22 protein-coding genes are annotated in these 25,793 nt (G+C 72.7%); 12 read left to right on the top strand and 10 right to left on the bottom strand.

The features are described from left to right. Positions 1–502 precede the first annotated feature (502 nt). Together V5O46_RS23675 and V5O46_RS23670 are read right to left on the bottom strand one after the other, a co-directional pair. Entirely contained in the window at positions 503–1,327 is an 825-nt protein-coding gene (locus V5O46_RS23675) for a purine-nucleoside phosphorylase (protein ID WP_332886689.1), read from the bottom strand. Positions 1,328–1,420: 93 nt separating this feature from the next. Beyond that, the gene (locus V5O46_RS23670; RefSeq protein WP_332886688.1) at positions 1,421–1,858 is read right to left on the bottom strand and encodes a gamma-glutamylcyclotransferase; all 438 of its coding nucleotides are present in this window, start codon (positions 1,856–1,858) and stop codon (positions 1,421–1,423) included. An 87-nt stretch (positions 1,859–1,945) separates the two neighbouring features. Here V5O46_RS23670 and V5O46_RS23665 point away from each other — a divergent pair, with 87 nt between their 5' ends. Then, positions 1,946–3,394: an NAD(P)H-quinone dehydrogenase gene (locus tag V5O46_RS23665; protein ID WP_332886687.1), complete on the top strand. Its 1,449-nt coding sequence runs from the start codon at positions 1,946–1,948 to the stop codon at positions 3,392–3,394. 170 nt (positions 3,395–3,564) lie between these two features. Next, positions 3,565–4,533: a DeoR/GlpR family DNA-binding transcription regulator gene (locus V5O46_RS23660; RefSeq protein ID WP_332886686.1), complete on the top strand. Its 969-nt coding sequence runs from the start codon at positions 3,565–3,567 to the stop codon at positions 4,531–4,533. Between the two features lie 225 nt (positions 4,534–4,758). On the opposite strand, the gene V5O46_RS23655 is transcribed toward V5O46_RS23660, so the two are convergent. After that, the gene (locus V5O46_RS23655) at positions 4,759–6,534 is read right to left on the bottom strand and encodes an acetyl/propionyl/methylcrotonyl-CoA carboxylase subunit alpha (protein ID WP_332886685.1); all 1,776 of its coding nucleotides are present in this window, start codon (positions 6,532–6,534) and stop codon (positions 4,759–4,761) included. Positions 6,535–6,899: 365 nt separating this feature from the next. Between V5O46_RS23655 and V5O46_RS23650 the strand changes: the two genes are divergently transcribed. Continuing rightward, entirely contained in the window at positions 6,900–7,364 is a 465-nt protein-coding gene (locus V5O46_RS23650; protein ID WP_332886684.1) for a hypothetical protein, read from the top strand. Here the strand turns inward: V5O46_RS23650 and V5O46_RS23645 are convergent. The 4 genes from V5O46_RS23645 to V5O46_RS23630 all read right to left on the bottom strand — a co-directional run bounded on the left by V5O46_RS23645 (position 7,336) and on the right by V5O46_RS23630 (position 10,055). Continuing rightward, positions 7,336–7,953, bottom strand: a complete 618-nt coding sequence (locus tag V5O46_RS23645) for a Maf family protein (RefSeq protein ID WP_332886683.1) — start codon at positions 7,951–7,953, stop codon at positions 7,336–7,338. The genes V5O46_RS23650 and V5O46_RS23645 overlap by 29 nt on opposite strands. A gap of 61 nt (positions 7,954–8,014) precedes the next feature. Then, the gene (gene mmpB / locus V5O46_RS23640; RefSeq protein WP_332886682.1) at positions 8,015–8,143 is read right to left on the bottom strand and encodes a morphogenic membrane protein MmpB; all 129 of its coding nucleotides are present in this window, start codon (positions 8,141–8,143) and stop codon (positions 8,015–8,017) included. A 91-nt stretch (positions 8,144–8,234) separates the two neighbouring features. Beyond that, entirely contained in the window at positions 8,235–8,444 is a 210-nt protein-coding gene (locus V5O46_RS23635) for an acyl-CoA carboxylase epsilon subunit (protein WP_332886681.1), read from the bottom strand. Between the two features lie 9 nt (positions 8,445–8,453). After that, the gene (locus V5O46_RS23630) at positions 8,454–10,055 is read right to left on the bottom strand and encodes an acyl-CoA carboxylase subunit beta (protein ID WP_332886680.1); all 1,602 of its coding nucleotides are present in this window, start codon (positions 10,053–10,055) and stop codon (positions 8,454–8,456) included. Positions 10,056–10,165: 110 nt separating this feature from the next. Between V5O46_RS23630 and V5O46_RS23625 the strand changes: the two genes are divergently transcribed. Both V5O46_RS23625 and V5O46_RS23620 read left to right on the top strand, forming a co-directional pair. Next, entirely contained in the window at positions 10,166–11,032 is an 867-nt protein-coding gene (locus tag V5O46_RS23625) for a biotin--[acetyl-CoA-carboxylase] ligase (protein WP_332886679.1), read from the top strand. Positions 11,033–11,525: 493 nt separating this feature from the next. Beyond that, entirely contained in the window at positions 11,526–12,653 is a 1,128-nt protein-coding gene (locus tag V5O46_RS23620) for an adenylate/guanylate cyclase domain-containing protein (protein ID WP_332886678.1), read from the top strand. A 13-nt stretch (positions 12,654–12,666) separates the two neighbouring features. Here the strand turns inward: V5O46_RS23620 and V5O46_RS23615 are convergent, their stop codons facing one another. Then, positions 12,667–13,404, bottom strand: a complete 738-nt coding sequence (locus V5O46_RS23615; RefSeq protein WP_332886677.1) for a hypothetical protein — start codon at positions 13,402–13,404, stop codon at positions 12,667–12,669. Between the two features lie 228 nt (positions 13,405–13,632). On the opposite strand from V5O46_RS23615, the gene V5O46_RS23610 reads away from it, so the two are divergent. The 3 genes from V5O46_RS23610 to hutH all read left to right on the top strand — a co-directional run bounded on the left by V5O46_RS23610 (position 13,633) and on the right by hutH (position 17,360). Beyond that, the gene (locus V5O46_RS23610) at positions 13,633–14,433 is read left to right on the top strand and encodes an enoyl-CoA hydratase/isomerase family protein (RefSeq protein WP_332886676.1); all 801 of its coding nucleotides are present in this window, start codon (positions 13,633–13,635) and stop codon (positions 14,431–14,433) included. 103 nt (positions 14,434–14,536) lie between these two features. Beyond that, entirely contained in the window at positions 14,537–15,685 is a 1,149-nt protein-coding gene (locus V5O46_RS23605) for a GGDEF domain-containing protein (protein ID WP_332886675.1), read from the top strand. A gap of 106 nt (positions 15,686–15,791) precedes the next feature. Further along, complete coding sequence (gene hutH / locus V5O46_RS23600) at positions 15,792–17,360, top strand: histidine ammonia-lyase (RefSeq protein ID WP_332886697.1); 1,569 nt, start codon at positions 15,792–15,794, stop codon at positions 17,358–17,360. A gap of 224 nt (positions 17,361–17,584) precedes the next feature. Here the strand turns inward: hutH and V5O46_RS23595 are convergent, their stop codons facing one another. Further along, a complete protein-coding gene (locus V5O46_RS23595; protein ID WP_332886674.1) occupies positions 17,585–17,899 on the bottom strand; it encodes a hypothetical protein in 315 nt (104 codons plus the stop codon). A 110-nt stretch (positions 17,900–18,009) separates the two neighbouring features. Between V5O46_RS23595 and V5O46_RS23590 the strand changes: the two genes are divergently transcribed. The 3 genes from V5O46_RS23590 (at position 18,010) to V5O46_RS23580 (ending at position 23,603) form a co-directional block, all read left to right on the top strand. Further along, entirely contained in the window at positions 18,010–18,429 is a 420-nt protein-coding gene (locus V5O46_RS23590; RefSeq protein ID WP_332886673.1) for a hypothetical protein, read from the top strand. Positions 18,430–18,677: 248 nt separating this feature from the next. Further along, positions 18,678–19,925 (top strand): L,D-transpeptidase, encoded by a 1,248-nt coding sequence (locus tag V5O46_RS23585; protein WP_332886672.1) that lies wholly within the window; start codon positions 18,678–18,680, stop codon positions 19,923–19,925. Positions 19,926–20,261: 336 nt separating this feature from the next. Then, on the top strand, positions 20,262–23,603 hold the full coding sequence (locus tag V5O46_RS23580; RefSeq protein ID WP_332886671.1) for a S8 family peptidase: 3,342 nt from the start codon (positions 20,262–20,264) through the stop codon (positions 23,601–23,603). Positions 23,604–23,673: 70 nt separating this feature from the next. On the opposite strand, the gene V5O46_RS23575 is transcribed toward V5O46_RS23580, so the two are convergent. Further along, positions 23,674–24,597 carry a helix-turn-helix transcriptional regulator gene (locus V5O46_RS23575; protein WP_332886670.1) on the bottom strand — a complete coding sequence of 308 codons (924 nt, stop codon included), beginning with the start codon at positions 24,595–24,597 and terminating at the stop codon, positions 23,674–23,676. A gap of 151 nt (positions 24,598–24,748) precedes the next feature. Between V5O46_RS23575 and V5O46_RS23570 the strand changes: the two genes are divergently transcribed. Continuing rightward, positions 24,749–25,789 carry an NAD(P)-dependent alcohol dehydrogenase gene (locus V5O46_RS23570; RefSeq protein WP_332886669.1) on the top strand — a complete coding sequence of 347 codons (1,041 nt, stop codon included), beginning with the start codon at positions 24,749–24,751 and terminating at the stop codon, positions 25,787–25,789. Positions 25,790–25,793 lie beyond the last annotated feature (4 nt).

The raw sequence follows: 25,793 nt of genomic DNA, 5'->3' as shown, positions 1-25,793 counted from the left end.
GCTCGCCGTACGCGTCCGCGGGCCCGCCCCCCACCAGGCCCCTGGAGCGATGCAGCCCGTCGGCCCCCGGGGCGACGCCCACCCGTTCCGCAGCGGACGCCGCCGCTGCGCGTGGGTGCCCACCCGTCCGGGTGGCGGAATCCGCCCGACCGCAGTCGCTCGCCCGTGCCGGGCCGCCAGGGTTCCGCCCAGCGGCGGGTGCTCGCGTCGCCGGGGCAGTGCCCACCCGTGGGGCGGCAGGGTCCGCCAAGCCGCGGGCAGTCGTGCCGCACCCTGTGCCTGGACGGCCTGGGCGGCACGGGTGGGTGTGGGCGGCACTCCGTCAGCGCCGGGCCGCGCAGCCCACCCCCGACGGTCACCGCCGCGCCGGGCGGCTTGCCCACCCCGGCGTGCACCACGGTGCCGGGCGACCTCTGCACCCCGGAGGGCACCGCCGCGCCGGTCGGCTGGCCAGCCTGGCGGGCACCGCCGCCCGCCCAGACGCCGGCCGGCATCCCGGTGGCTAGATCCGCCCCAGCACCTGTGTCAGCAGCGCACCCATCCGCGTCGCGGAGTCCCGACCGGCCTGGAGGACCTCCTCGTGGTTGAGGGGCTCGCCCGTCATGCCGGCGGCGAGGTTGGTCACCAGGGAGATCCCCAGCACCTCCGCGCCGGCCTCACGGGCCGCGATCGCCTCCAGGACCGTCGACATCCCGACCAGGTCCGCCCCGATGACCCGGGCCATGCGGATCTCCGCCGGCGTCTCGTAGTGCGGGCCGGGGAACTGGGCGTAGACGCCCTCCTCGAGGGTGGCGTCGACCTCCTTGCACAGGGCCCGCAGGCGGGGGGAGTAGAGGTCGGTGAGGTCGACGAAGTTGGCGCCGACGATCGGGGAGGCAGCGGTGAGGTTGATGTGGTCGCTGATGAGGACCGGCTGGCCGGGGCGCATGCCCTCGCGCAGTCCGCCGCAGCCGTTGGTCAGGATGACGGTCTTGGCGCCGGCGGCGACGGCCGTACGGACGCCGTGGGCGACCGGGGCCACCCCGTGGCCCTCGTAGTAGTGGGTGCGGCCCAGGAAGACCAGCGCGCGCTTGTCGCCGACGGAGTACGAGCGGATCTTGCCGCCGTGCCCCTCCACCGCGGGCTCGGGGAAGCCCGGCAGCTCGGTGACCTGGAACTCGGCCTCGGGGGCGCCGAGGGCGTCCACGGCCGGTGCCCAGCCGGAGCCCATCACGAGGGCGACGTCGTGGGTGTCGGCGCCCGTGAGTTCGCGCAGGCGGGCCGCGGCGGCGTCGGCGGCGGCGTACGGGTCGCCCTGGATGTCGTCCGGAAGAAGAGATGCGTTCACGTGGATGAGGGTAGCCGCTTTACGCCTACGCGCGTAGATGACAGAGCTCACGTGATCCGGATCGTTGTGTTGTCGTTTCCCACGAAGCCACCCTCAGCAGGGGCGTTTGCGCAGCTCCATGACGTAGTCGTGGGGTGCGCCGGCGGATTCGGCCGCGTCGGCCAGCTCGCCCAGGTAGCGGGCGGAGGGCAGGCCGCCCTCGTAGGCGTTGAGGACGTAGGTCCAGGCCCCGGTCTCACCGTCCAGGGTGTGTACGCGGACGCGTGTGCGGCGGTAGATGTCCAGGCCCGCACCCTCCCAGCGGTCCAGCGCCTCCTCGTCCATCGGGGCGATGTCGTACAGCGCCACGAAGGTCTGCGAGATCGGGTCCTCGACCAGCGTCGCGAGGGCGCCCTCCCAGCCCAGGTGCTCGCCGCCGAAGGTCAGCCGCCAGCCGTTCAGCCAGCCGGTGGCGCGCAGCGGCGAGTGCGGGGCACGGCGGGACATCAGCCGCGCGTCGAGGTTGCCGGCGTACGCGGCGTAGAGCGACATGGGGAGAGGGTACGGCAGCGTGTCACTGGTCACGGGGGCGTATCGGGTGGGCCCCCGGCGCGGTGTTTGGTTGAAGGGTGCGGGACAATGGAGTACGTGACTCGGATCGTGATCATCGGTGGCGGACCCGGCGGATACGAAGCGGCGCTGGTCGGCGCCCAGCTCGGCGCGGAGGTGACCGTCGTCGACTGCGACGGCCTGGGCGGTGCGTCGGTGCTCACCGACTGCGTGCCGTCGAAGACTCTCATCGCGACGGCCGAGGTGATGACCACCTTCGACTCGTCCTATGAGGAACTGGGCATCATCGTCGCCGATGACACCCCGCCCCTGGAGCAGGCCGCCCGGGTGGTGGGTGTGGATCTGGGCAAGGTCAACCGGCGGGTGAAGCGGCTGGCCCTGGCACAGTCGCACGACATCACCGCGTCCGTGACGCGCGCCGGGGCGCGGGTCATGCGCGGGCGCGGCCGGCTGGAGGGCATGCAGGCCCTCGACGGGTCCCGGAAGGTCGTGGTGCGGGCCGCCGACGGGAGCGAGGAGACGCTCACGGCGGACGCGGTACTCATCGCCACGGGCGGGCATCCGCGCGAGCTGCCCGACGCCCGGCCGGACGGGGAGCGGATCCTGAACTGGACCCAGGTGTACGACCTGGACGAGCTCCCGCAGGAGCTGATCGTCGTGGGGTCCGGTGTCACCGGAGCCGAGTTCGCCGGGGCCTACCAGGCGCTGGGGTCGAGGGTGACGCTGGTGTCGTCGCGGGACCGCGTGCTGCCGGGCGAGGACCCCGATGCCGCAGCGGTCCTGGAGGACGTCTTCCGGCGGCGGGGCATGAACGTCATGGCGCGTTCGCGGGCCCAGTCCGCCAAGCGGGTCGGGGACCGGGTCGAGGTGACCCTCTCCGACGGGCGGGTCATCACCGGGTCGCACTGCCTGATGGCCGTCGGTGCCGTCCCCAACTCGGAGGGCATGGGCCTGGAGGAGGCCGGGGTCCGGCTGCGCGACTCCGGGCACATCTGGACCGACCGGGTGTCCCGGACCACGGCTCCCGGCGTGTACGCCGCCGGTGATGTCACCGGTGTCTTCGCGCTGGCCTCGGTGGCCGCCATGCAGGGCCGGATCGCCATGTACCACTTCCTGGGCGACGCGGTCGCCCCGCTGAACCTGAAGACCGTGTCGTCCAACGTGTTCACCGACCCCGAGATCGCCACGGTGGGGTACACACAGGCCGACGTCGACGCCGGAAAGATCGACGCCCGGGTGGTGAAGCTGCCGCTGCTGCGCAACCCGCGCGCGAAGATGCAGGGCATCCGGGACGGCTTCGTCAAGATCTTCTGCCGGCCGGGCACCGGGATCGTGGTGGGCGGTGTCGTGGTGGCCCCGCGCGCCTCGGAGCTCATCCACCCCATCTCGCTGGCGGTCGACAACAACCTGACCGTCGAACAGATCGCGAACGCCTTCACCGTCTACCCGTCGCTGTCCGGCTCCATCGCCGAAGTGGCCCGCCAGCTCCACACCCGCAAGGCGAGCGCGGAGGCCTAGCCGGCGGCTGGAAACGGCTCCTCGCCGGTCACGGGGAGTTGTCGGACGTGCGTACGGCATACGCTGCTGGAGTAACCCCCATACCACGCAGTGGCCTGACGTGCGAACAACTTCTGTTATTCGGCGCAAACTGCTGAAACCAGACGGTCGTTGGGGTTACTGTCAGTTTCGTGTTCGCTGCAGAACGTCGCCAATTGATCCTCGAAATGGTGCGAGCGAACGGGGCCGTGTCGCTCCGGGAGCTCGCCCGCGTCGTCCAGACCTCCGAAGTGACCGTACGGCGGGACGTGCGCGCACTGGAGGCAGAAGGACTCCTCGACCGCCGGCACGGCGGTGCGGTACTGCCGGGCGGCTTCACGCGGGAGTCCGGCTTTCCGCAGAAATCCCATCTCGCGACCGCCGAGAAGACCGCCATCGCCGATCTCGCCGCGGGCCTCGTCGAAGAGGGTGAGGCCATCGTGGTGGGGGCGGGCACCACCACCCAGGAGCTGGCCCGCCGGCTGGCCCGGGTGCCCGGGCTGACCGTCGTCACCAACTCGCTGCTGGTGGCCCAGGCCCTGGCCCACGCCAACCGCGTGGAGGTGGTCATGACCGGCGGCACCCTCCGCGGCTCGAACTACGCCCTGGTGGGAAGCGGCGCCGAGCAGTCCCTGCAGGGGCTGCGCGTCTCGCGGGCCTTCCTCTCCGGGAGCGGGCTGACCGCCGAGCGGGGCCTGTCCACGTCCAACATGCTGTCGGCGTCCGTCGACCGGGCGCTGGTGCAGGCCGCCGCCGAGGTCGTCGTCCTGGCCGACCACATGAAGCTCGGCACCGACACGATGTTTCAGACCGTGCCGACCGACGTCATCACCCGGCTGGTGACGGACGAGCCCCCGGCCCACGACGACCGGGCCACCACCGAGCTCCAGGCCCTGGCCGACCAGGGTGTGCAGATCGCCGTGGCCGGCACTCAGGGCGGGGCGGGCGGCCCGGGAGGTGAGCCGGCCCCGGCGCGCCAGCAGCGTCGGGACGTGCCACTGCCCGGACCCCGCCGCCAGGTCCCCGGTACGGGCGCCGGGCTGCGGACGGCCGCGGCGCTCGGCGAGCCGGGCACCGGGGCGGAACAGCGGGCCCGGGTCGCGGACCTGCGTCGGCGCTGAGCGCTCCGCTGGAAGTGCCGCTGGAAGTGCCGCGCTGTGCCGTCGCTCGTCTGCGGTGCCGTCGTGGCTGGCCGCGCAGTTCCCCGCGCCCCTTCGGGGCGCTGCCGAACCGCACCGGCGGTTCACCGCGTCCTGGCAGCGGACAGGGCGCCCGGCGGACCGACGGCTGCGGTCCACCGGGCACCCCGGTCGCGTCGTGCGGACGGTTCGATCGTCGTCCCGCGGTCAGTCCTTGATCTCGCAGATGGCGGCGCCGGAGGTGAGAGAGGCGCCGACCTCGGCGGTCAGGCCCTTGATGGTGCCGGACTTGTGGGCGTTGAGGGGCTGCTCCATCTTCATCGCTTCGAGGACCACGACCAGGTCGCCTTCGTTGACTTCCTGGCCCTCCTCGACGGCGATCTTGACGATGGTGCCCTGCATCGGGGAGGCGAGGGTGTCGCCGGAGGCGGCGGGGCCGGACTTCTTCGCCGCACGGCGCTTGGGTTTGGCTCCGGCGGCCAGGCCGGTGCGGGCCAGGGACATGCCGAGCGAGGAGGGGAGGGAGACCTCCAGACGCTTGCCGCCGACCTCGACGACGACCGTCTCACGGCCGGGTTCCTCGTCCGCCTCGGTGGTGTCGGCGGGGGCGGTGAAGGGCTTGATGGTGTTGGCGAACTCGGTCTCGATCCAGCGGGTGTGGACCGTGAAGGGATCGGTGGAGCCCGTCAGCTCGGGGGCGAAGGCGGGGTCGCGGACGACGGTGCGGTGGAAGGGGATGGCGGTGGCCATGCCCTCGACGGTGAATTCGTCCAGGGCGCGGGCGGCGCGCTGGAGGGCCTCGGCGCGGGTGCGGCCGGTGACGATCAGCTTGGCGAGCAGGGAGTCCCAGGCCGGGCCGATGACCGATCCGGACTCCACGCCCGCGTCCAGACGGACGCCGGGGCCGGACGGCGGGGTGAAGGCGGTGACGGTGCCGGGGGCGGGCAGGAAGCCCCGGCCGGGGTCCTCGCCGTTGATGCGGAACTCGAAGGAGTGGCCGCGCAGGGGCGGGTCGTCGTAGCCGAGCGCCTCGCCGTCGGCGATGCGGAACATCTCGCGGACCAGGTCGATGCCGGCGACCTCTTCCGTGACCGGGTGTTCGACCTGGAGACGGGTGTTGACCTCGAGGAAGGAGATGGTGCCGTCGAGGCCGACCAGGAACTCCACGGTGCCGGCGCCGACGTAGCCGGCCTCCTTGAGGATGGCCTTGGAGGCGCGGTACAGCTCGGCGACCTGCGCCTCGGACAGGAACGGCGCCGGGGCCTCCTCGACCAGCTTCTGGTGGCGGCGCTGCAGGGAGCAGTCTCGCGTGGAGACGACCACGACGTTGCCGTGGGTGTCGGCCAGGCACTGGGTCTCGACATGGCGGGGCTTGTCGAGGTACCGCTCGACGAAGCATTCGCCGCGGCCGAAGGCGGCGACGGCCTCGCGGACGGCGGAGTCGTAGAGTTCGGGGACTTCCTCGAGGGTGCGGGCGACCTTGAGGCCGCGTCCGCCGCCGCCGAAGGCGGCCTTGATCGCGATGGGCAGCCCGTGCTGCTCGGCGAAGGCGACGACCTCGCCGGAGCCGGAGACGGGGTCGGGGGTGCCGGCCACCAGGGGGGCGCCGGCCCGCTGGGCGATGTGGCGGGCGGCGACCTTGTCGCCCAGGTCCCGGATCGCCTGCGGCGGGGGGCCGATCCAGATCAGGCCGGCGTCGAGGACGGCCTGGGCGAACTCGGCGTTCTCGGAGAGAAAGCCGTAGCCGGGGTGGATCGCGTCCGCGCCGGACTCGCGGGCGGCGTTCAGGACCTTGCCGATGTCGAGGTAGCTGGTGGCGGGGGTGTCACCGCCCAGGGCGAACGCCTCGTCGGCGGCGCGGACATGCAGAGCGTCCCGGTCCGGGTCCGCGTAGACGGCCACGCTCGCGATCCCGGCGTCCCGGCAGGCCCGGGCCACGCGGACAGCGATTTCGCCACGGTTGGCGATGAGCACCTTGCGCACGATTGAGGCTCCCTCCTTGAAACAAGCCGAGTTTAGGGACTGCCGACACGCCACTTCGACCCATCCCCAATGGTGAGCTTGCCCACACGGAGCGTGATTCGAGGCTCGCTCGACCCGCGAAAGCCCTTGTCGCGCGGCGGTACGCAGGCTTCCTCCGGAAAACCCTAGCCGCCCGGTGTGGTCAAGGTCTCTGTGAGGGCGTGCTGCGAGCCACTCCGTTTCTTTGTGGAATCCCTACGAACGGGCTAACGCATCTTTGCCCGCGGCAGAACCCTTGTCCCCTGGTTTACCGGTTAGTAGCGTTCGCGATGTCTCGAACGTACTCGGGGTAGCCCGTAGGTGTGCCCGAAAGAGGGTGGGGGCCGGTGGTGCGCAGACCGGTGGCGTGGATCGTGGCGGTCGTGCTGTTCGCCGAGGCGCTCGGCGTGGCGGCGCTGAACTGGTTCCTCGGCGTGGTCGTCGACCGGCAGAGCATGTCCCTGGCCGGTCTGGACCCGGATGTGATGTCCGTGTCCTCGAAGGTCGGCGGCGTGGTCTTCGGTCTCTACTTCGCGCTCTGCGGGCTGGTCGCGCTGCTGGTGGCGCTGCGCGGGCGGCGTCCCGCCGGCCTCGGGCGGGTGCTGCTGACCAGCGCGGCCGTGGTGCACGCGCTGCTCGGCGCCTTCGTCTGGGGCCTGGTGGGCTGGCCCGCGTTCCTGTTCATGGTGCTCGTCCTGGCGCTCGTCGTGCTGCTGCTGATGACGCACGACGCACCACTCGAGGAGCCACGGGACGGGCCCGCCGAGCAGGGCGGTACGCCGGTCAGCCCTCCGGCGCCCACAACGCCGTGATCTGCACGCCGAGTTGCCCGAGCAGTCGGCGCACCAGCGGCAGGCTGATGCCGATCACGTTGCCGTGGTCGCCGTCGATGCCGTCGATGAACGGCGCCGAGCGGCCGTCGAGCGTGAACGCCCCGGCGACATGGAGGGGCTCGCCGGAGGCGACGTAGGCGGCGATCTCGTCGTCGGACGGGTCGCCGAAGCGGACCACGGTGGAGGCGGTGGCCGAGGCGTAGCGGCCGGCGACGGTGTCGTAGACGCAGTGCCCGGTCTGCAGCGTGCCGGCCCGGCCGCGCATCGCCTTCCAGCGGGCGGTGGCCTCCTCGGCGTCGGCGGGCTTGCCGAGTGCCTGGCCGTCCAGCTCCAGCACCGAGTCGCAGCCGATCACCAGCGCGCCCATGACGTCGGGCCGGGCGGCCACCACGGAGGCCTTGGCCTCGGCCAGCGCCAGGGCGAGCTCGGCGGGGGTGGGGGCGCTGACGGCGTCCTCGTCGACGCCGCTCACGATCACCTCGGGGTCGAGGCCGGCCTGGCGCAGCAGCCCGAGCCGGGCGGGGGACTGGGAGGCGAGGACGAGTCGGCGGCGCGGCTGATCTGTCATGCGGTCAGGGTATCCGCGCGGTCCGCCGCCCTCGTCCCGGGCACGGTCACCGTGCCGAGGGTCAGCCCAGCCCGATCACGATCATGGCCAGGACCATGGCCAGGGCCAGGAGAACGCTCAGCCGCCGCAACATGTCCTGCGTGTCGCGCAGTTCCTCGGGCGGTTCGTTCTCGGGGTCGGACCACAGCATCCGACCATCGTCCGGCGCCGGCCGCGGGTGCCGCCTGAGTACGCGTACTCAACTTCCCCCGCCGGGGAGCCGCCCGGCGGGGGAGGACACGTCAGGCCCCGGGCCAGTAGGTGCGCGCCCAGGTCGAGGGTCCCGGCTGGGGGAGCCGGTGGGCGGCGATCCGGGCCGGGTCGGACCAGGAGTCCCGGGGAGCGGGCGCGCCGGACGGCTCGGCCGCTGCCGCCGCGGCGCGGGCTCGGACCACCGCCAGGGCGGCGGCCAGCTCCTCCGGGGTCGGGTTGCCCCGTACGACCTTGATCACAGCGGCTCCTTACAGGGGGATGTTGCCGTGCTTCTTCGGGGGGAGGGACTCCCGCTTGGTGCGCAGCTGGCGCAGGCCGCGGACCAGATGGCGACGGGTCTCGGAGGGCATGATCACCGCGTCGACGTAGCCGCGCTCGGCGGCCGTGTAGGGGTTGAGGAGGGTGTCCTCGTACTCCTGCACCAGCCGGGCCCGCACCGCCTCGACGTCCTCACCGCTCGCCTCGGCCTCGGCCAGGGTGCGCCGGTGCAGGATGTTGACCGCGCCCTGGGCGCCCATCACCGCGATCTGCGCGGTGGGCCAGGCCAGGTTGAGGTCGGCGCCCAGGTGCTTGGAGCCCATGACGTCGTAGGCGCCGCCGAAGGCCTTGCGGGTGATGACGGTGATCAGCGGGACGGTGGCCTCGGCGTAGGCGTAGATCAGCTTGGCGCCGCGGCGGATGATCCCGTCGTGCTCCTGGTCCACGCCGGGCAGGAAGCCGGGGACGTCGACGAAGGTCAGCACGGGGACGTTGAACGCGTCGCAGGTGCGGACGAAGCGGGCGGCCTTCTCGGAGGCGGTGATGTCCAGGCAGCCGGCGAACTGCATGGGCTGGTTGGCGACGATGCCGACCGGGTGGCCCTCGATGCGGCCGAAGCCGGTGACGATGTTCGGCGCGAACATCGGCTGGGTCTCGAAGAACTCGCCGTCGTCGAGGACGTGCTCGATGACGGTGTGCATGTCGTAGGGCTGGTTGGCGCTGTCCGGGACCAGCGCGTCCAGCTCGCGGTCGGTGTCGCCGACCTCGAGGTCGGCCTCCTCGGGGAAGGCGGGCGGCTCGGAGAGGTTGTTGGACGGCAGGTACGACAGCAGCTGCTTGACGTACTCGATGGCGTCCTTCTCGTCGCCGGCCATGTGGTGGGCGACGCCGGAGGCGGTGTTGTGGGTGCGGGCCCCGCCCAGCTCCTCGAAGCCGACGTCCTCACCGGTCACCGTCTTGATGACGTCCGGCCCGGTGATGAACATGTGGGAGGTCTGGTCGACCATGATCGTGAAGTCGGTGATCGCGGGGGAGTACACCGCGCCGCCCGCGCACGGGCCGACCACCAGGGAGATCTGCGGGATCACGCCGGAGGCGTGGGTGTTGCGGCGGAAGATCTCGCCGTAGGCGCCGAGCGAGGCCACACCCTCCTGGATGCGGGCGCCGCCGGAGTCGTTGATGCCGATCACCGGGCAGCCGGTCTTCAGCGCGAAGTCCATCACCTTGACGATCTTCTGGCCGTAGACCTCGCCGAGGGCACCGCCGAAGACCGTGAAGTCCTGCGAGAACACGGCGACCGGGCGACCGTCGACGGTGCCGTACCCGGTGACGACGCCGTCGCCGTAGGGGCGGTTGGCGTCCAGCCCGAAGTTGGTGGAGCGGTGCCGGGCGAACTCGTCCAGCTCCACGAAGGAGCCCTCGTCGAGCAGGAGGCCGATGCGCTCACGGGCCGTCAGCTTGCCCTTGGCGTGCTGCTTCTCTACAGCGCGTGCCGAACCGGCGTGCGTAGCCTCCTGGATACGGAGCTGGAGATCCGCGAGCTTCCCCGCGGTTGTGTGGATGTCAGGCTGCTGCTCTTCCGGCTCGGACATCGGGATGCGGCTCCCTGCCTGCTCAAAAGGGGGGACGGTTACTCATTCGTAGAGTAGTAGGGGGTCTTCCGGTCGGCAGTGCGGTCTTTCCCACACCTAGTGTGGCTTGCATGACGCCGCGAGATGCCTCAGACGACAGCAGCAGCCGCTGGTCCGATCTGGACCGTCCGCCCCTGAACGCCACCGCCCTGCGCCGCGGGCTGGTACGGGAGGGAGGGCTGTGGACACAGGTGGACGTGGTGCAGCGCACCGGCTCCACCAACTCCGACCTGGTCGCCCGCGCCGCCGAGGGCGCTGCGCGGGAGGGGGCCGTGCTGGTCGCCGAGGAGCAGACCGCCGCGCGCGGCCGCCTGGACCGGCAGTGGACGGCGCCCGCCCGCTCCGGACTGTTCTTCTCCGTCCTGCTCGACCCGGCCGAGGTGCCGGTGGCCCGCTGGGGCTGGCTGCCACTGCTCACCGGCGTCGCGACGGCCACCGGGCTGTCCCGGACGGCAGGCGTCGACACCGCCCTGAAGTGGCCCAACGACCTCCTCGTCAGCATCGGGGACGAGGAGCGCAAGGCGGGCGGCATCCTCGTGGAGCGCGCGAGCGGCGACGGTGTGGTCATCGGCGTCGGTATCAACGTCACCCTGCGCACCGACGAACTGCCGGTGCCGCAGGCCGGGTCGCTGGCACTGGCCGGGGCGGTCAGCACGGACCGGGACCCGCTGCTGCGCGGTGTGCTGCGGTCGCTGGAGGAGTGGTACGGACGGTGGCGGTCGGCCGGCGGGGACCCGTCGGTGAGCGGGCTGCAGGAGACGTACGCCGCCGGATGCGCGACCCTCGGACGGGTGGTCCGGGCGGAGCTGCCCGGCGACCGGTCGGTGGTCGGCGAGGCGGTCGCCGTGGACGGCGACGGACGACTCGTGCTGGCCACGGAGGCGGGCATGCAGGAGCCGGTCGGGGCGGGGGACATCGTCCATCTGCGGACGGCGTGAGCCGCGCGGGGGCGTTCGGCAGCGCGACGGCGCGGGCGCACGGGGATGCGGCGCGCGCTGGTGCGTGGACGCGGACGGGCCGGGCGGCGGAACGGCGCGCGGGCGCCCCGCGGTCCGGCGGGCGCGTCGCGCAGCGGCACGAGGGCGTCCCGGGCGCACGGCGGTACCACGGCGTCCAGCGGTACCCCGACGCCCGGCGGCACCCCGGTGTCGCAGCGCTGCCACGGGTGCGCGTGCAGGGGTGGGAGACCGCCGCGGGCATGCCCCGGTTCGTGGCGCGGGGCGCGCAGGTCCGGCGGGTGGCGCGCAGGTTCGGCAGGTGTGGGCACCCGGCTGTACGACAGGCGCCCGCGCGCACGGGTACGACTCGGGTGCGCGGCGGTACGACTGCCCGCGGGCGGCGCAATGCTCTTCGGGAGTGAGCTGGCCCACAGCTGACGTAAAGTTGGGGCCGGTCGATATCTGACCGCGGCAGATCGGAAGGGCAGCAGGCGTGACCGTCGACGACACGGGCTCCGGCACGGACGGAGACGGCGGGGTGGAGCCGCAGTCCGCCGACGACTCCGGCGAGGACCCGCTCGCGCTCCGCCTCGAACACCTCATCCTCGGCGCCGAGCGCCGCTACACCCCCTTCCAGGCTGCCCGCAGCGCCGGGGTCTCCGTGGAGCTGGCCACCCGCTTCTGGCGGGCCATGGGGTTCGCCGACATCGGGCAGGCCAAGGCGCTCACCGAGGCCGACGTCCTCGCGCTGCGCCGGCTGTCCGGTCTGGTCGAGGCCGGGCTGCTGAGCGAGGCCATGGCGGTGCAGGTGGCCCGCTCCACCGGACAGACCACCGCCCGGCTGGCCGACTGGCAGATCGACTCCTTCCTGGAAGGCCTGACCGAGCCCCCCGAGCCCGGCATGACCCGCACCGAGGTCACCTACCCCCTGGTCGAGCTGCTCCTGCCGGAACTGGAGGAGTTTCTCGTCTACGTCTGGCGGCGCCAGCTCGCCGCCGCGACCGGCAGGGTCGTCCAGGCCGCCGACGACGAGGAGATGGTCGACCGGCGCCTCGCCGTCGGCTTCGCCGACCTCGTCGGCTTCACCCGGCTGACCCGCCGGATGGAGGAGGAGGAACTCGGCGAACTGGTCGAGGCGTTCGAGACCACCGCCGCCGACCTGGTGGCCGCGCGCGGTGGCCGGCTGATCAAGACCCTTGGCGACGAGGTGCTCTACGCCGCCGACGACGCGGGCACGGCGGCGGAGATCGCGCTGCGCCTGATCGAGACCATGGCGGGCGACGAGACGATGCCGGAGCTGCGGGTCGGCATGTCGTTCGGCACCGTCACCACCCGGATGGGTGATGTCTTCGGCAGCACCGTCAACCTGGCCTCGCGGCTCACCTCGATAGCGCCCCGCGACGCCGTCCTGGTCGACGCCGCCTTCGCACAGGAGCTGATCCGCACCGGGGACGCCCCGTCCTCCGAGACGGAGGCGGCGGAGAGGATCGCCGCGGCGGAGAAGGAGGGCGAGGAGCCGCCGGCGTACCGCTTCGGGCTCCAGCCGATGTGGCAGCGCCCGGTGCGCGGCCTGGGCGTGGTCGAGCCGTGGCTGCTGACCCGGCGGGGCGCGGAGCCGTAGCTCCCGGTGCTGCTCAGTCGGGCAGGCCGACGCAGAGACCGATGACCGGTACGCACAGGCCCGGCTGGTCCGGAGCCGGGGCGGGTGCACCCGGGCCCGGGGGCGCGGGGGTGTCCGTCCGGGGCGGAGGGGGTGTCGCCGGGGGCGCCTCGGGCTGGGGCCCGCCGGTCGGCGTGGGCCCGGCGGCGGGCGGACGCGGAGTGGGCGGGGCGGCGGGCGCCGCCGTCGCGGTGGGCACCGGAGCCGCGGTGCTCGCGGCCGGATCCGGTACGGGGGCGGTGGCGGACCGGGTGCCCGGCGCGCTCAGGGCGGGGGGCGCCGAGGGACCCGGCCGGGGCGTGGCAGAGGCGCCGGCGGCGGTCCGGGCCGCCCGGTCGGTCCCGACACCGGTTCGGGAGGAACTCCCGGTGGTCCCCGTGGTCCCCGTGGTCCCCGTGGTGTCAGCGGTCCCCGCGGTGCCGGCGGTGTCAGCGGCGGTGCCGAGCCCGGTCTCCGTGCGGAGCTCGGCCTCGGCCGCGTCGTAGCGGCCCGGGCCTGCGCCCGGATCGGAGACCGACCGCACCAGGCTGAGCGCGCCGATCGCCAGGGTGAGACCGCCGGCGGCGAGCAGCACCTTGCGGGGCCGGGGCCGGCGGTGGCGCCCGCGGGGTCCCCAGAGGCGCTGCGGCGGACCGTCCGGCGCGCCGGACGTGCCGGCCTGTGTGTCCTTCGCGGTGACCCGCGCGGTGGCCCGTGTGTCGGTCGTGGTCATGGTCCCTCCCCGGTGCGCATGTGTCCCCCGGTGCGCCGTGGTGGGGCGCACGCTATGCGCTCGGGGCGGTACGGGGCGCGAGAGTGGCGGTGATGTCACTCGAACGGGTGGGCGGAGGGTGCGGCGGCGGTCCGCGGGCGGCTTCCGGACGGGCTTTCCCCGTGCCGGACCGCCTGCAATGATCGGAGCCGTCGACCTTGTTAACCCGCGTTAACCCGGAGGGGTGTCATGAGCGAGGAGCGGTTCGGAGAGTTCGTCGTGGTGCGGCGGCACGGGGACGGGCATGTCGCGGAGCTCGCCCTCGACCGGCCCAAGGCCATGAACGCCGTGTCCACCGCGATGGCCCGGTCGGTCACCGAAGCCTGTGCCGCCCTGGCCGGGGACCGGGACGTCCGGGCGGTGGTGCTGGCCTCGACGCACGAGCGGGCGTTCTGCGTCGGGGCCGACCTGAAGGAGCGGAACTCCTTCAGCGACGCCGACCTGCTGCGCCAGCGGCCGGTGACCCGCGCCGCGTACACCGCGGTGCTGGAGCTGCCGATGCCGACGGTCGCGGCGGTGCACGGGTTCGCCCTCGGCGGCGGCTTCGAGCTGGCGCTGTCCTGCGATGTGATCGTGGCCGACCGCACCGCCGTGGTGGGGCTGCCCGAGGTGTCCGTGGGGGTGATCCCCGGAGGCGGCGGCACCCAGCTGCTGCCCCGCCGGGTGGGGGCGGCGCGCGCGGCCGAGCTGGTGTTCACCGCGCGCCGGGTGGCGGCCGCCGAGGCGCGCGAGCTGGGGATCGTCGACCAGCTGGTGGAGGAGGGCCGGGACCGGGAGGAGGCGCTGGCCCTGGCCGGCCGGGTGGCCGCCAACTCGCCGGTGGGGCTGCGCGCGGCCAAGCGTGCGCTGCGGCTCGGGCAGGGGCTGGACCTGCGGGCCGGGCTGGAGGTGGAGGACGCGGCGTGGCGGGCCGTCGCGTTCTCGGGGGACCGGGCGGAGGGGGTGGCGGCGTTCAACGAGAAGCGTGCGCCGCGCTGGCCGGGCGAGTAGCCCTGCCGGCCGGGGTGGGTGACGGCCGTACCGGTTCGTACGGGAAAGCGCCATTCGCCGGAAACAATGTCTGTTTCATCCTGAATATCCCTAATCTGGGGTGATGGGTGAGGACAGGCGGCTCACGGCCGTTGTCGCGCTGGCGCAGGGCATGGCCGCCGCGCACAGCTCGCGCGACGCGTGGCGCGCGGCGGCCCTGGGCGGCTGCCGGGCGCTGGGCGGCAGCTTCGCCGCCCTGTCGGTGTGGGAGCGGGAGCTGGGCCGCCTCCGGGTCCTGGTGAACGTGGGGGAGCGGGCGCCGGACGAGGAGGAGTTCCCGGAGGACGAGTCCTATCCGGTGCACCAGTTCGCGGAGATCACCGAGTTCCTGCACGAGCGGTGGGCCGGGGGCGGCGAGCCCGACGCCTGGGTGGAGACCGCCGAGGGGCCGGCCGCCGGGCGCCCCGGCTATGTCCATCAGCGCGTCGCCGCGCTGCGCCGCCGCGGGCGCGGCTGCTGCGTCGTCGCACCGATCGTGCTGCACGGGCGTGCCTGGGGCGAGCTGTACGTGGCCCGGCAGGTGGGCGAGGCCGTCTTCGCGCGGTCGGACGCGGACTTCGCCACCGTCCTGGCCTCGGTGGTGGCCGCCGGGATCGCGCAGACCGAGCGGCTGGAGGAGGTGCGCCGGCTGGCGTTCACCGATGCGCTGACGGGCCTCGCCAACCGCCGGGCGGTCGACGCCCGCCTGGACGAGGCCGTGGAACGGCACCGCCGGGACGGCGTGGTCGTCAGCCTGGTCGTCTGCGACCTCAACGGGCTCAAACGGGTCAACGACACCCGTGGGCACGCCGTCGGCGACCGGCTCCTGGAGCGGTTCGGATCGGTGCTGTCGCTGTGCGGGGCGATGGTGCCGGGTGCGCTCGCGGCGCGGCTCGGCGGCGACGAGTTCTGTCTGCTCGCGGTCGGGCCGCCGGCCGACGCCGTGGTCAAGGCGGCCGGCGAGCTGTGCCGCCGGGCCGGGGAGCTGGAGCTGGGCGACGGGGTCGCCTGCGGGGTCGCGTCCACCGAGGATCCCATCGGCCCGGTCCGCTCCGCCCGTCGGCTCTTCCGGCTCGCCGACGCCGCCCAGTACCGGGCCAAGGCCGAGCGCTCGCAGCGACCGGTGGTCGCGGGCCGGGAGGGGCCCGACGACCCGGTCGTACGGCTGGCGGACGAGCCGTCCCGGCAGGAGAACGGCGAGCGCCGCCGGTTCCGCGGGCGGCGTTCCCCGTAGCGGCGTACCGGGAAGCGGTCGGGCGCGGGCGGCTCGGCGTAAGGGGTGCCCCCGCAGCGCACTAGTGACATCATTGAATTCACTGCGTAGGCTCCTGAATATGAATATGCACTCTGTGGTGGTGGGGACGGCAGGCGTCACCGCGTCCGACGTCCTCGCCGTGGCGCGCGGCGGCGCCCGGGTCGAGCTCTCCGAGGAGGCGGTTGCGGCGCTCGCCGCGGCCCGCGAGATCGTGGAGGCGCTGGCCGCCAAGCCCGATCCCGTGTACGGCGTCAGCACCGGCTTCGGCGCCCTGGCGACCCGGCACATCAGCCCCGACCTGCGGGGCCGGCTGCAGCGCAACATCGTCCGCTCGCACGCCGCCGGCATGGGGCCGCGTGTCGAGCGGGAGGTCGTACGGGCGCTGATGTTCCTGCGGCTGAAGACCGTCTGCTCCGGGCACACCGGTGTCCGCCCGGAGGTCGCGCAGACCATGGCGGACCTCCTCAACGCGCGGATCACCCCGGTCGTGCACGAGTACGGCTCGCTCGGCTGCTCCGGGGACCTCGCACCGCTGTCCCACTGCGCCCTCGCGCTGATGGGCGAGGGGGAGGCCGAGAGTCCGGACGGCACCGTGCGCCCCGCCGCCGAACTGCTCGCCGAGCACCGCATCCGGCCCGTCGAGCTGCGCGAGAAGGAGGGCCTGGCCCTGCTCAACGGCACCGACGGCATGCTCGGCATGCTGGTCATGGCGCTGGCCGACCTGGACACCCTCTACAAGTCCGCCGACGTCACCGCCGCCCTCACCCTGGAGGCACTGCTCGGCACCGACCGGGTGCTCGCCCCCGAACTGCACGCCATCCGCCCGCATCCCGGGCAGGCCGCCAGCGCCGCCAACATGCTCGCCGTGCTCAAGGGCTCCGGGCTGACGGGCCATCACCAGGACGACGCCCCGCGGGTCCAGGACGCCTACTCGGTGCGCTGCGCCCCGCAGGTGGCCGGTGCCGGCCGGGACACCCTCGCGCACGCCGGGCTCGTCGCCGAGCGCGAACTGGCGTCGGCGGTGGACAACCCGGTGGTGCTGCCCGGGGGCGCCTCCCAGGCTTTCGGTACCGGAGAAGGGCGGGTGGAGTCCAACGGCAACTTCCACGGCGCACCCGTCGCCTACGTGCTCGACTTCCTCGCCGTGGCGGTCGCCGACCTCGGCTCCATCGCCGAGCGGCGCACCGACCGGCTGCTGGACAAGAACCGCAGCCACGGCCTGCCCCCGTTCCTCGCCGACGACGCCGGTGTGGACTCGGGCCTGATGATCGCCCAGTACACGCAGGCCGCGCTGGTCGGCGAGTTGAAGCGGCTCGCCGTACCGGCGTCGGCGGACTCCATCCCGTCCTCCGCGATGCAGGAGGACCATGTGTCCATGGGCTGGTCGGCGGCGCGGAAGCTGCGCACCGCGGTCGACAACCTCACCCGCGTCCTCGCCGTCGAGCTGTACGCCGCCACCCGCGCCGTCCAGCTCCGCGAGGGACTCACCCCGGCCCCCGCGACCCGGGCCGTCATCGACGCCGTACGGGAGGCGGGCGTGCAGGGCCCCGGCCCCGACCGCCACCTGGCGCCCGACCTGGCCGCGGCCGAGGCGTTCGTCCGTGACGGGCGGCTGGTCGCGGCGGCGGAGACGGTCACCGGGCCGCTGCGGTAAGGCCGGTCACAGGGCCGGTCACAGCGCCGGACACAGCGCCGGACACAGGGCCGGACACAGGGCCGGACACCGGGCCCGCCGGGCCCGGACACGGTCCGGGCCTGCCCGGACAGGCCGTGGGCCCCGGCGGGGAACCGGGGCCCGGAAGACCACCATCATTGCGAGACGCTTCGACAGACCGTCAAAAGACAGTCAAGAATGCGCCGTCGTCAGCGCTGTCGCCGTCAGAGGCCGAGCCGCTCACGCCGCACCGAATACACCACGAAACCGGCGCCCAGTGTCAGGAAAGCGGTGCCGCCGACGACGTACGGAGTGCTGTCGAAACTGCCGGTGTCGGCGAGTCTGGCCTCCGTCCCGGCCGCCTCCGTACCCGTGGACGCGGCCCTGGCCTGCTCCGTGACCTGGGGAGACGTGCTCGTCGACGGGGTGCTTCCGGCCGGTCCGTCCGAGGAGGCGTTGGCGGACGGTACGAACCACAGGGCGCACAGCACGGAACCTGCGGCGGCGGTGGTCAGCAACGGACGGCGAGCGGATGACACGGAATATCGATCCCCTTGTGGCGCTGGCGAATTGGCCATGTGGGGCGATGTTAGTGAAAGTCGCGGGTCACAGGAAAGTCACGAGAGCGCTCCGCCGTACGCTCCGGGGCATGAGCACTCCTGAGACATCACGATTTGTACGCCTTCGCGTGGACCTGGTGCTGGAGGTCGAAGACGAGGAGGCGGTGACCGGGGCCGCGCTGCAGCGGGTCGCCGACGACATGGAGATGCCCGACGCGGAACGGGCCCACGCGGAGAGCGCCGTGGCGGAGGACGCCGCTGAGGCCCTCGCCTATCTAGTCGACCCGTTCGACCTGGTCGGCGAGGTGCCCGGGGTGGAACTCCAGCAGGCATCCTGGAGCAGCGAACAGATCGACTACGACCCGGACTCGGCCGACTGGGAACTCGAGGACGAGGACGAGGACGAGGGCCGGGAGAGCCGGGAGGGCGAGGACCCGGACGAGGAGGAGGGGGCGGGGTACGCGGGATACGACGAGGGCGGGGGCCGCCCGGAACGGATCGCCGACTGACCTCCTTCGGCGGACCGGCACCCACGTTCTTGGGGAAATCGTGACCCCGGGCGGCAACCGGAGCCCGGGGTTTCGTCGTCTCAACGGTCGCGTCGGCCGAGCAGTACGCCACCCCACGCCACCACACCGGACGTGGTGTGCCCCACATGTCGGGGCAGTGTGGAACGGGAGGAACCGGTCGTAGCGTTGAAGGTCATGACGGGGGAATCTTGGGGTTTCGGGAATCCGTGACGATGGAGAAACGTGTGATGACGGACGGTAAGCGGCGCAGGGGCCTGGCGGCCGCATCCGCGCTGCTCGGCGGCGTTCTGGTGCTCTCGGCCTGTACGGGAGGCGGCGAGGACGATTCCGCCGGGGGGGACGAGACGTCACAGACCACGGTCGACAAGGCGGCGGCCGAGAAGGCCTCCGAGGCCCAGATCAAGATCACCCCCAAGGACGGCTCGGCCAACGCCTCGATCAACAACTCCGCGGCGGTCACCGTGAGCAAGGGCACGCTCACGGAGGTCACCATGGCCACGGTGGACGGCACCGAGGTGAGCGGCGAGATATCCGCGGACAAGACCAGCTGGAAGCCGAGCGGACAGCTGGAGCGGTCCACCACCTACAAGGTGACGGCGACCGCACAGGACTCCGAGGGCCGCGCCGCCCACGAGAACGCCTCGTTCACCACCGTCTCCCCGGCCAACAGCTTCATCGGCACCTTCACCCCGGACGACGGCACCACGGTCGGCGTCGGCATGCCGGTGTCGATCAACTTCGACAAGGAGATCACCAACAAGGCCGACGTCCAGAAGGGCGTCACCGTCACCAGCAGCAGCGGCCAGGAGGTCGCCTGTCACTGGTTCAGCACCCAGCGCATGGACTGCCGCCCCGAGGACTACTGGCAGGCCGGCTCGACCGTCACGCTCAAGCTCGCCCTCGACGGCGTCGAGGGCGCCGAAGGCGTCTACGGCGTGCAGCAGAAGACGGTCAGCTTCACCATCGGACGCAACCAGGTCTCCTACGTCGACGCCAAGACCAAGCAGATGAAGGTCACCCGGGACGGCAAGACCGTCAAGACCATCCCGATCTCCGCCGGTTCCCCGGAGAACAAGACCTACGAAGGCCAGATGGTGATCTCCGAGAAGTTCAAGGAGACCCGGATGAACGGCGCGACGGTCGGCTTCACCGACGACGACGGCGAGGGCGAGTACGACATCAAGGACGTGCCGCACGCCATGCGCCTGAGCACCTCCGGCACCTTCATCCACGGCAACTACTGGGGCGCGAAGTCCATCTTCGGCAACGCCAACACCAGCCACGGCTGCGTCGGCCTCGCCGACACCAAGGGCGCCGACGACCCGAACACCCCGGGCTCCTGGTTCTACGAGAACTCCATGGTCGGCGACGTGGTCGTGGTCCAGAACACCGGCGACAGGACCATCGCCCCGGACAACGGCCTCAACGGCTGGAACATGGACTGGGCCCAGTGGAAGGCGGGCTCGGCCCTCTGAGGCGCCCCGCTCCACGCACGTGACCCCGCCGCCGTCCGCCCCCACGGGCCGGGCGGCGGCGGTCGTCTTCCATGCCCTCGCACCCGGCCCCTGCCGCCCCGGACCCGGCCGGCGTCCCCTCGGCCGAAGCCCAACCCGGCGGCCGCGTAACGGAGTTCACGCGATCGCGTTACGGCCACCCGTCGGTTTCCGCACCCTTCCGCCCGGCGCGCGCCACTCCGTTGAGCGGCGGATCACCCCTCGGCATACTGCGTCCTCCGGGGGGTGCGCGCACGCGTACGAGACCGCCCCCGGACGGGTGACGTCCCGTCACCCGGACTTCCGCAAGGGGGAACTTTGCGCAGACACGGGAAGAAAGCGTGCACGGCCACCATCGCCGCAGCGGCGGCCGTGGCCCTCGCGGCGGGCCCGACCAGCCCGGCCGCGGCCGACGACGAACGGACGGCCGACGGGCAGCGGGCGGCCGGTGCCGCGCGCCCCACGGTGACCGCCCCGCAGCGCGTCACACTGATCACCGGCGACCGCGTGGTCGTCGACGCACAGGGACGCGTCACCGGCATGGAGCGGGCCCCGGGACGCGAGCACATACCCGTCCAGATCCGCAGGACGGGCGGCCACACCCTCGTCGTCCCGGCCGACGCCGCCCGCCTCGTCGCCACCGGCAAGCTCGACCGGCGCCTCTTCGACATCACCGAACTCGCCGAGGCCTCGACCCGCAAGGCACACCGGGACGGCCTCAAAGTCATCGTCGGATACCGGGGAGCCGCCGCCGGCGCCCGGTCCGAGGTCCGCGACGCCGGCACCCTGCGCCGCACCCTGAAGTCGCTGAACGCCGACGCCGTCCAGACCCCGCACGAAGGCACCCCCGAGCTGTGGGAGGCGGTCACCGACGGCGAGCGGACCGCCGCCGGCATCGCGCACGTCTGGCTCGACGGCGTCCGCAGGGCCAGCCTCGACCGGTCCGTCCCGCAGACCGGCGCCCCCAAGGCCTGGGCCTCCGGCTACGACGGCAAGGGCGTCAGGATCGCCGTCCTGGACACCGGCGTCGACACCGGCCACCCCGACCTGAAGAACCAGGTCGTCGCGTCCGGGAACTTCTCCGCCTCGCCGGACGCCACCGACCGGTACGGTCACGGCACGCACGTCGCATCCATCGCCGCCGGCACCGGCGCCAAGGGCGGCGGCAAGTTCAAGGGCGTCGCCCCCGGCGCCGAGCTGCTCAACGGCAAGGTCCTCGGCGACGACGGCTACGGCGACGACTCCGGCATCCTCGCCGGCATGGAGTGGGCCGCCGCCCAGGGCGCCGACATCGTCAACCTCAGCCTCGGCGGCGCCGACACCCCGGAGATCGATCCGCTGGAGGCGCAGGTCAACAGACTGTCCGCGGAGAAGGGCATCCTCTTCGCCATCGCCGCCGGCAACGAGGGCGACGGCGAGCAGACCGTCGGCTCCCCGGGCAGCGCCGCCGCTGCCCTCACCGTGGGCGCCGTCGACGACCAGGACCGGCTCGCCGACTTCTCCAGCCGCGGCCCCGGACTGGACGGAGCCGTCAAACCCGATGTGACCGCCCCCGGCGTCGACATCACCGCCGCCTCCGCCAAGGACAGCCTCATCGCCCGCGAGGAGGGCGAGAAGCCCGCCGGATACGTCACCATCTCCGGCACCTCGATGGCCACCCCGCATGTCGCGGGTGCCGCGGCGCTCCTCAAGCAGCAGCACCCCGACTGGACGTCCACCGAACTCAAGGGCGCCCTCACCGGCTCCGCGAAGGGCGGCAAGTACACCCCGTTCCAGCAGGGTTCGGGCCGCATCCAGGCCGACCGGGCCGGCCGGCAGACCGTGATCGCCGACCCGGTGTCCCTGAGCTTCGGTGTGCAGCAGTGGCCGCACACCGACGACAAGCCCGTCACCAAGCGGCTGACCTACCGCAACCTGGGCAGCAAGGACGTCACGCTCTCCCTCTCCGCCACCGCGACCGACCCCAGGGGCAAACCCGCCCCGGCCGGCTTCTTCACCCTCGGCGCCCGCAAGGTCACCGTCCCGGCCGGAGGCCGGGCCTCCGTCGGCCTCACCGCCGACACCAGGCTGGGCGGCACCGTCGACGGCGCCTACTCGGCGTACGTCACGGCGACCGGCGGCGGGCAGAGCGTCCGCACGGCAGCCGCCGTACAGCGCGAGGTGGAGTCGTACGACGTCACGCTCAAGGCCGTCGGCCGCGACGGCAGGCCCGCCGCGCACTACTCCACCGACCTGACCGGCCTCACCGGCCTGGCCGCCGGCAAGTGGTACACGCCGTACGACGCCGACGGCACCGTCACCGCCCGCGTCCCCAAGGGCCGCTACGTCCTGAACTCCGCGATCTACGCGGGCGACGACCCGGCGACCTACCAGGGCGCGGACTGGCTCGCCCAGCCCAGGCTCGACGTCACCCGGAACCGGAGCATCACCCTGGACGCCCGCACGGCGCGGCCGGTGAACATCACCGTCCCCGACAAGCGCGCCGAGTCCGTGTTCGCCTCGGCGGACTTCGCCGTGGAGACCGGTGAGTCCACCAGCTCCTTCGGCTGGTGGCTGGATTCCTACGACAACTTCCGCACCCGCCACCTCGGCCCGCGGATCACCGACGGCTCGCTGCACCAGCAGTGGGACGGCCACTGGACCAAGGGCGGCAAGGAGCAGTACGACACCGTCGCCGGGGGCACGGTCCAGCAGCTCGCCACCGGCTACACCCGCCACTACCGGAAGGGCGACCTGGCGACGCTGAAGACCGGCCTGGGTGCCTCGGCACGCGGCAAGGAGGGCGCCGTCACCGCCATGGGCGAGCTGCCCGGCAGCAACGGCGCCTCCGGCCTCGGCATCGCCCAGCCGCTGCCCGGCACCCGCACCCTGCACCTGTCCACCCAGGGCGGCGTGCGCTGGGACATCGGCTTCGAGCAGTACGGTGGGAAGGACGCCGACGGCTTCCCGGTCAGCGAGGCCTACTACACGCTCGGCGCCCCGCAGACGTACCGGCCCGGCCGGAACTACGCGACGACCGTCAACACGGCCGTCTTCGGACCGCGCCTGACCGCCGACTTCGGCCTGTTCCGCGACGGCAACACCATCACCGGCGTCGTCCCGCTGTTCGCCGACGGCAAGGGCCACGCGGGCTCCTCGGCCTTCACCTCGGTCACCACCACCCTCCACCGCAACGGCAAGAAGATCGGCTCCCACCAGGACCCGCTCTTCGGCGACGAGGAGTTCACCGTCCCGTCCGGTGCCGCCTCGTACCGGCTGACCACGTCGGTCCGGCGCAGCGCCGACGTCGCGGCGGCCTCCGGCCGCATCGACGCGAGCTGGACGTTCCGCTCCGGGAAGACCGCTGAGCTCACCCAGCTGCCCGCCGCCACGGCCCGCTTCCACGCGGCCACCGGGCTGGACAGCAGGGCACCGGCGGGCAGGAAGGTCCGGATCCCGGTCACCGTCGAGGGAGCCGCCGCGGGCGGGAACCTCAGGTCACTGACCGTGCACATCTCCTACGACTCCGGCAGGACCTGGAAGAAGACCAAGGTCGTCAAGGGCGGGATCGTGGTCAGGAACCCGGCGAAGGGCAAGTCGATCTCCTTCCGCGCCGCCATCGCCGACAGGAAGGGCAACACCTCGACGATCACGATCTACGGCGCCTACTCCGGCAGGTAGCCGGACCGGGTGAACGGCCCGTCCGGAGCCCCGGAGCCCCGGAGCCCCGGAGCCCCGGACGGGCCGGTCCTCACCGGGTGAGCGGAACCGCCGCGTCCGTCCCCCAGCTCGCCAGCAGCCGCAGTGCCTCCGCGGACGGGGAGCCCGGCTCGGCGTGGTACGTGACCAGGGACTGGTCCGCGTCGTCCACCATCCGGAACGTCTCGAAGGACAGGGCCAGTTCGCCGACCAGCGGATGACGCATCCGCTTGACGCCGTGGCTCTTCTCCTTCACATCGTGCGTGGCCCACAGCCGCCGGAACTCCTCGCTCTTCACGGAGAGCTCCCCGACCAGCGAGGAAAGCCGCGGGTCGTCCGGATGGCAGCCTGCGTCCATGCGGAGATAGCTGACCATGTCGGACGCCTTCCGGTCCCAGTCCACGAACAGCTCGCGGTAGTCCGGGTTCAGGAACACCAGCCGCGCCCAGTTCCGCTCCTGCGCGGGCAGCCGGCCCCAGTCCCCGAACAGCGCCGCGGCCATGCGGTTCCACGCCAGGATGTCGGAGCGCCGGCCCGCCACATACGCCGGAACCGTCTCCATCGAGTCCAGCAGCTGCCGCAGCCCCGGCCGTACCTGCTGGGCCCGCGCCGCCGGCTTCCTCCGCTGCTGCTTCGGCTTCGCCAGATGCATCAGATGCGCATGCTCGGCATCGGTCAGCCGCAGCGCGCGGGCGATGGAGTCCAGCACCTCCGCCGACACGTTCCGCCCGTTGCCCTGCTCCAGCCGCGTGTAGTACGCCACCGACACCCCGGCCAGCTGCGCCAGCTCCTCCCGCCGCAGCCCCGGCACCCTCCGGTGCCGCCCGTACGACGGCAGCCCCACGTCCTGCGGCTTCAGCCGGGCACGCCGGGTGCGCAGAAACTCGCTCAGCTCGGCCCGCCGGTCCAGACCTGCCCCGGACCCGCCGCTCCCCGGCACCCGGTTCTCCGGTACACGATCGGGCTGCTCATCCATGCCCTCCAGTATTCACCGACGTACGCCCACCAGCCTGTCCCCGCCAGTGGTAGGCACGCTGGACGTAGGCAGAACCGTGGTCTGGGTACCGATCGCAACCGGCTGCAGGCTGGACGCGTACCCCTCGTTACGACACCCACGGAGATCCGGCATGACCACTGTCGCCGCATACGCCGCACCCGCCGCCAAGGCTCCGCTGGAGCGCACCACCATCGAGCGGCGGGCCGTCGGCGAACACGACGTCCTGATCGACATCAAGTTCGCCGGCATCTGCCACTCCGACATCCACCAGGCCCGCGAGGGCTGGGGCGAGGCGATCTTCCCGATGGTGCCCGGCCACGAGATCGCCGGCGTCGTCTCCGAGGTCGGCGCCGGCGTCACCGAGTACACCGTCGGCGACCGCGTCGGCGTCGGCTGCATGGTCGACTCCTGCCGCGAGTGCGCCAACTGCAGGGCAGGCCAGGAGCAGTACTGCACCAACGGTGCCGTGATGACCTACAACGGCATCGGAAGGGACGGCGAGCCCACCCACGGCGGCTACGCGCAGAAGATCGTCGTCGACGAGAACTACGTCGTCCGCATCCCCGACGGCCTCGCGCTGGACGAGGCCGCGCCCCTGCTCTGCGCCGGCATCACCACCTACTCGCCCCTGAGGCACTGGAACGCCGGGCCCGGCAAGAAGGTCGCCGTCCTCGGCATGGGCGGACTCGGCCACATGGCCGTCAAGATCGCGCACGCCCTCGGTGCCGAGGTCACCGTCCTGTCGCAGTCCCTGCGCAAGAAGGACGACGGGCTGCGGCTGGGCGCCGACCACTACCACGCCACCAGCGACCCGGTCACCTTCGAGCAGCTGGCGGGCACCTTCGACCTGATCGTCTCCACCGTCTCCGCGCCGCTGGACCTCGGCGCCTACCTGGGGCTGCTGAAGACGGACGGCGCGCTGGTGAACGTCGGTGCCCCCGAGGAGCCGGTCTCCCTCAACCTGTTCTCGGTGATCGTCGGCCGCAAGACCCTCGCCGGGTCCAGCATCGGCGGCATCCGCGAGACGCAGGAGATGCTCGACTTCTGTGCGGAGCACGGCATCGGCGCCGAGATCGAGCTGATCGCGGCCACCGAGATCAACGACGCCTACGAGCGGGTCCTCGGCAGCGACGTCCGCTACCGCTTCGTGATCGACACGGCGACGATCTGACCGG

It is taken from the genome of Streptomyces poriticola, from assembly GCF_036689765.1.
GTDB lineage: Bacteria > Actinomycetota > Actinomycetes > Streptomycetales > Streptomycetaceae > Streptomyces > Streptomyces poriticola.
This window is presented reverse-complemented; position numbering and strand designations above follow the sequence as displayed.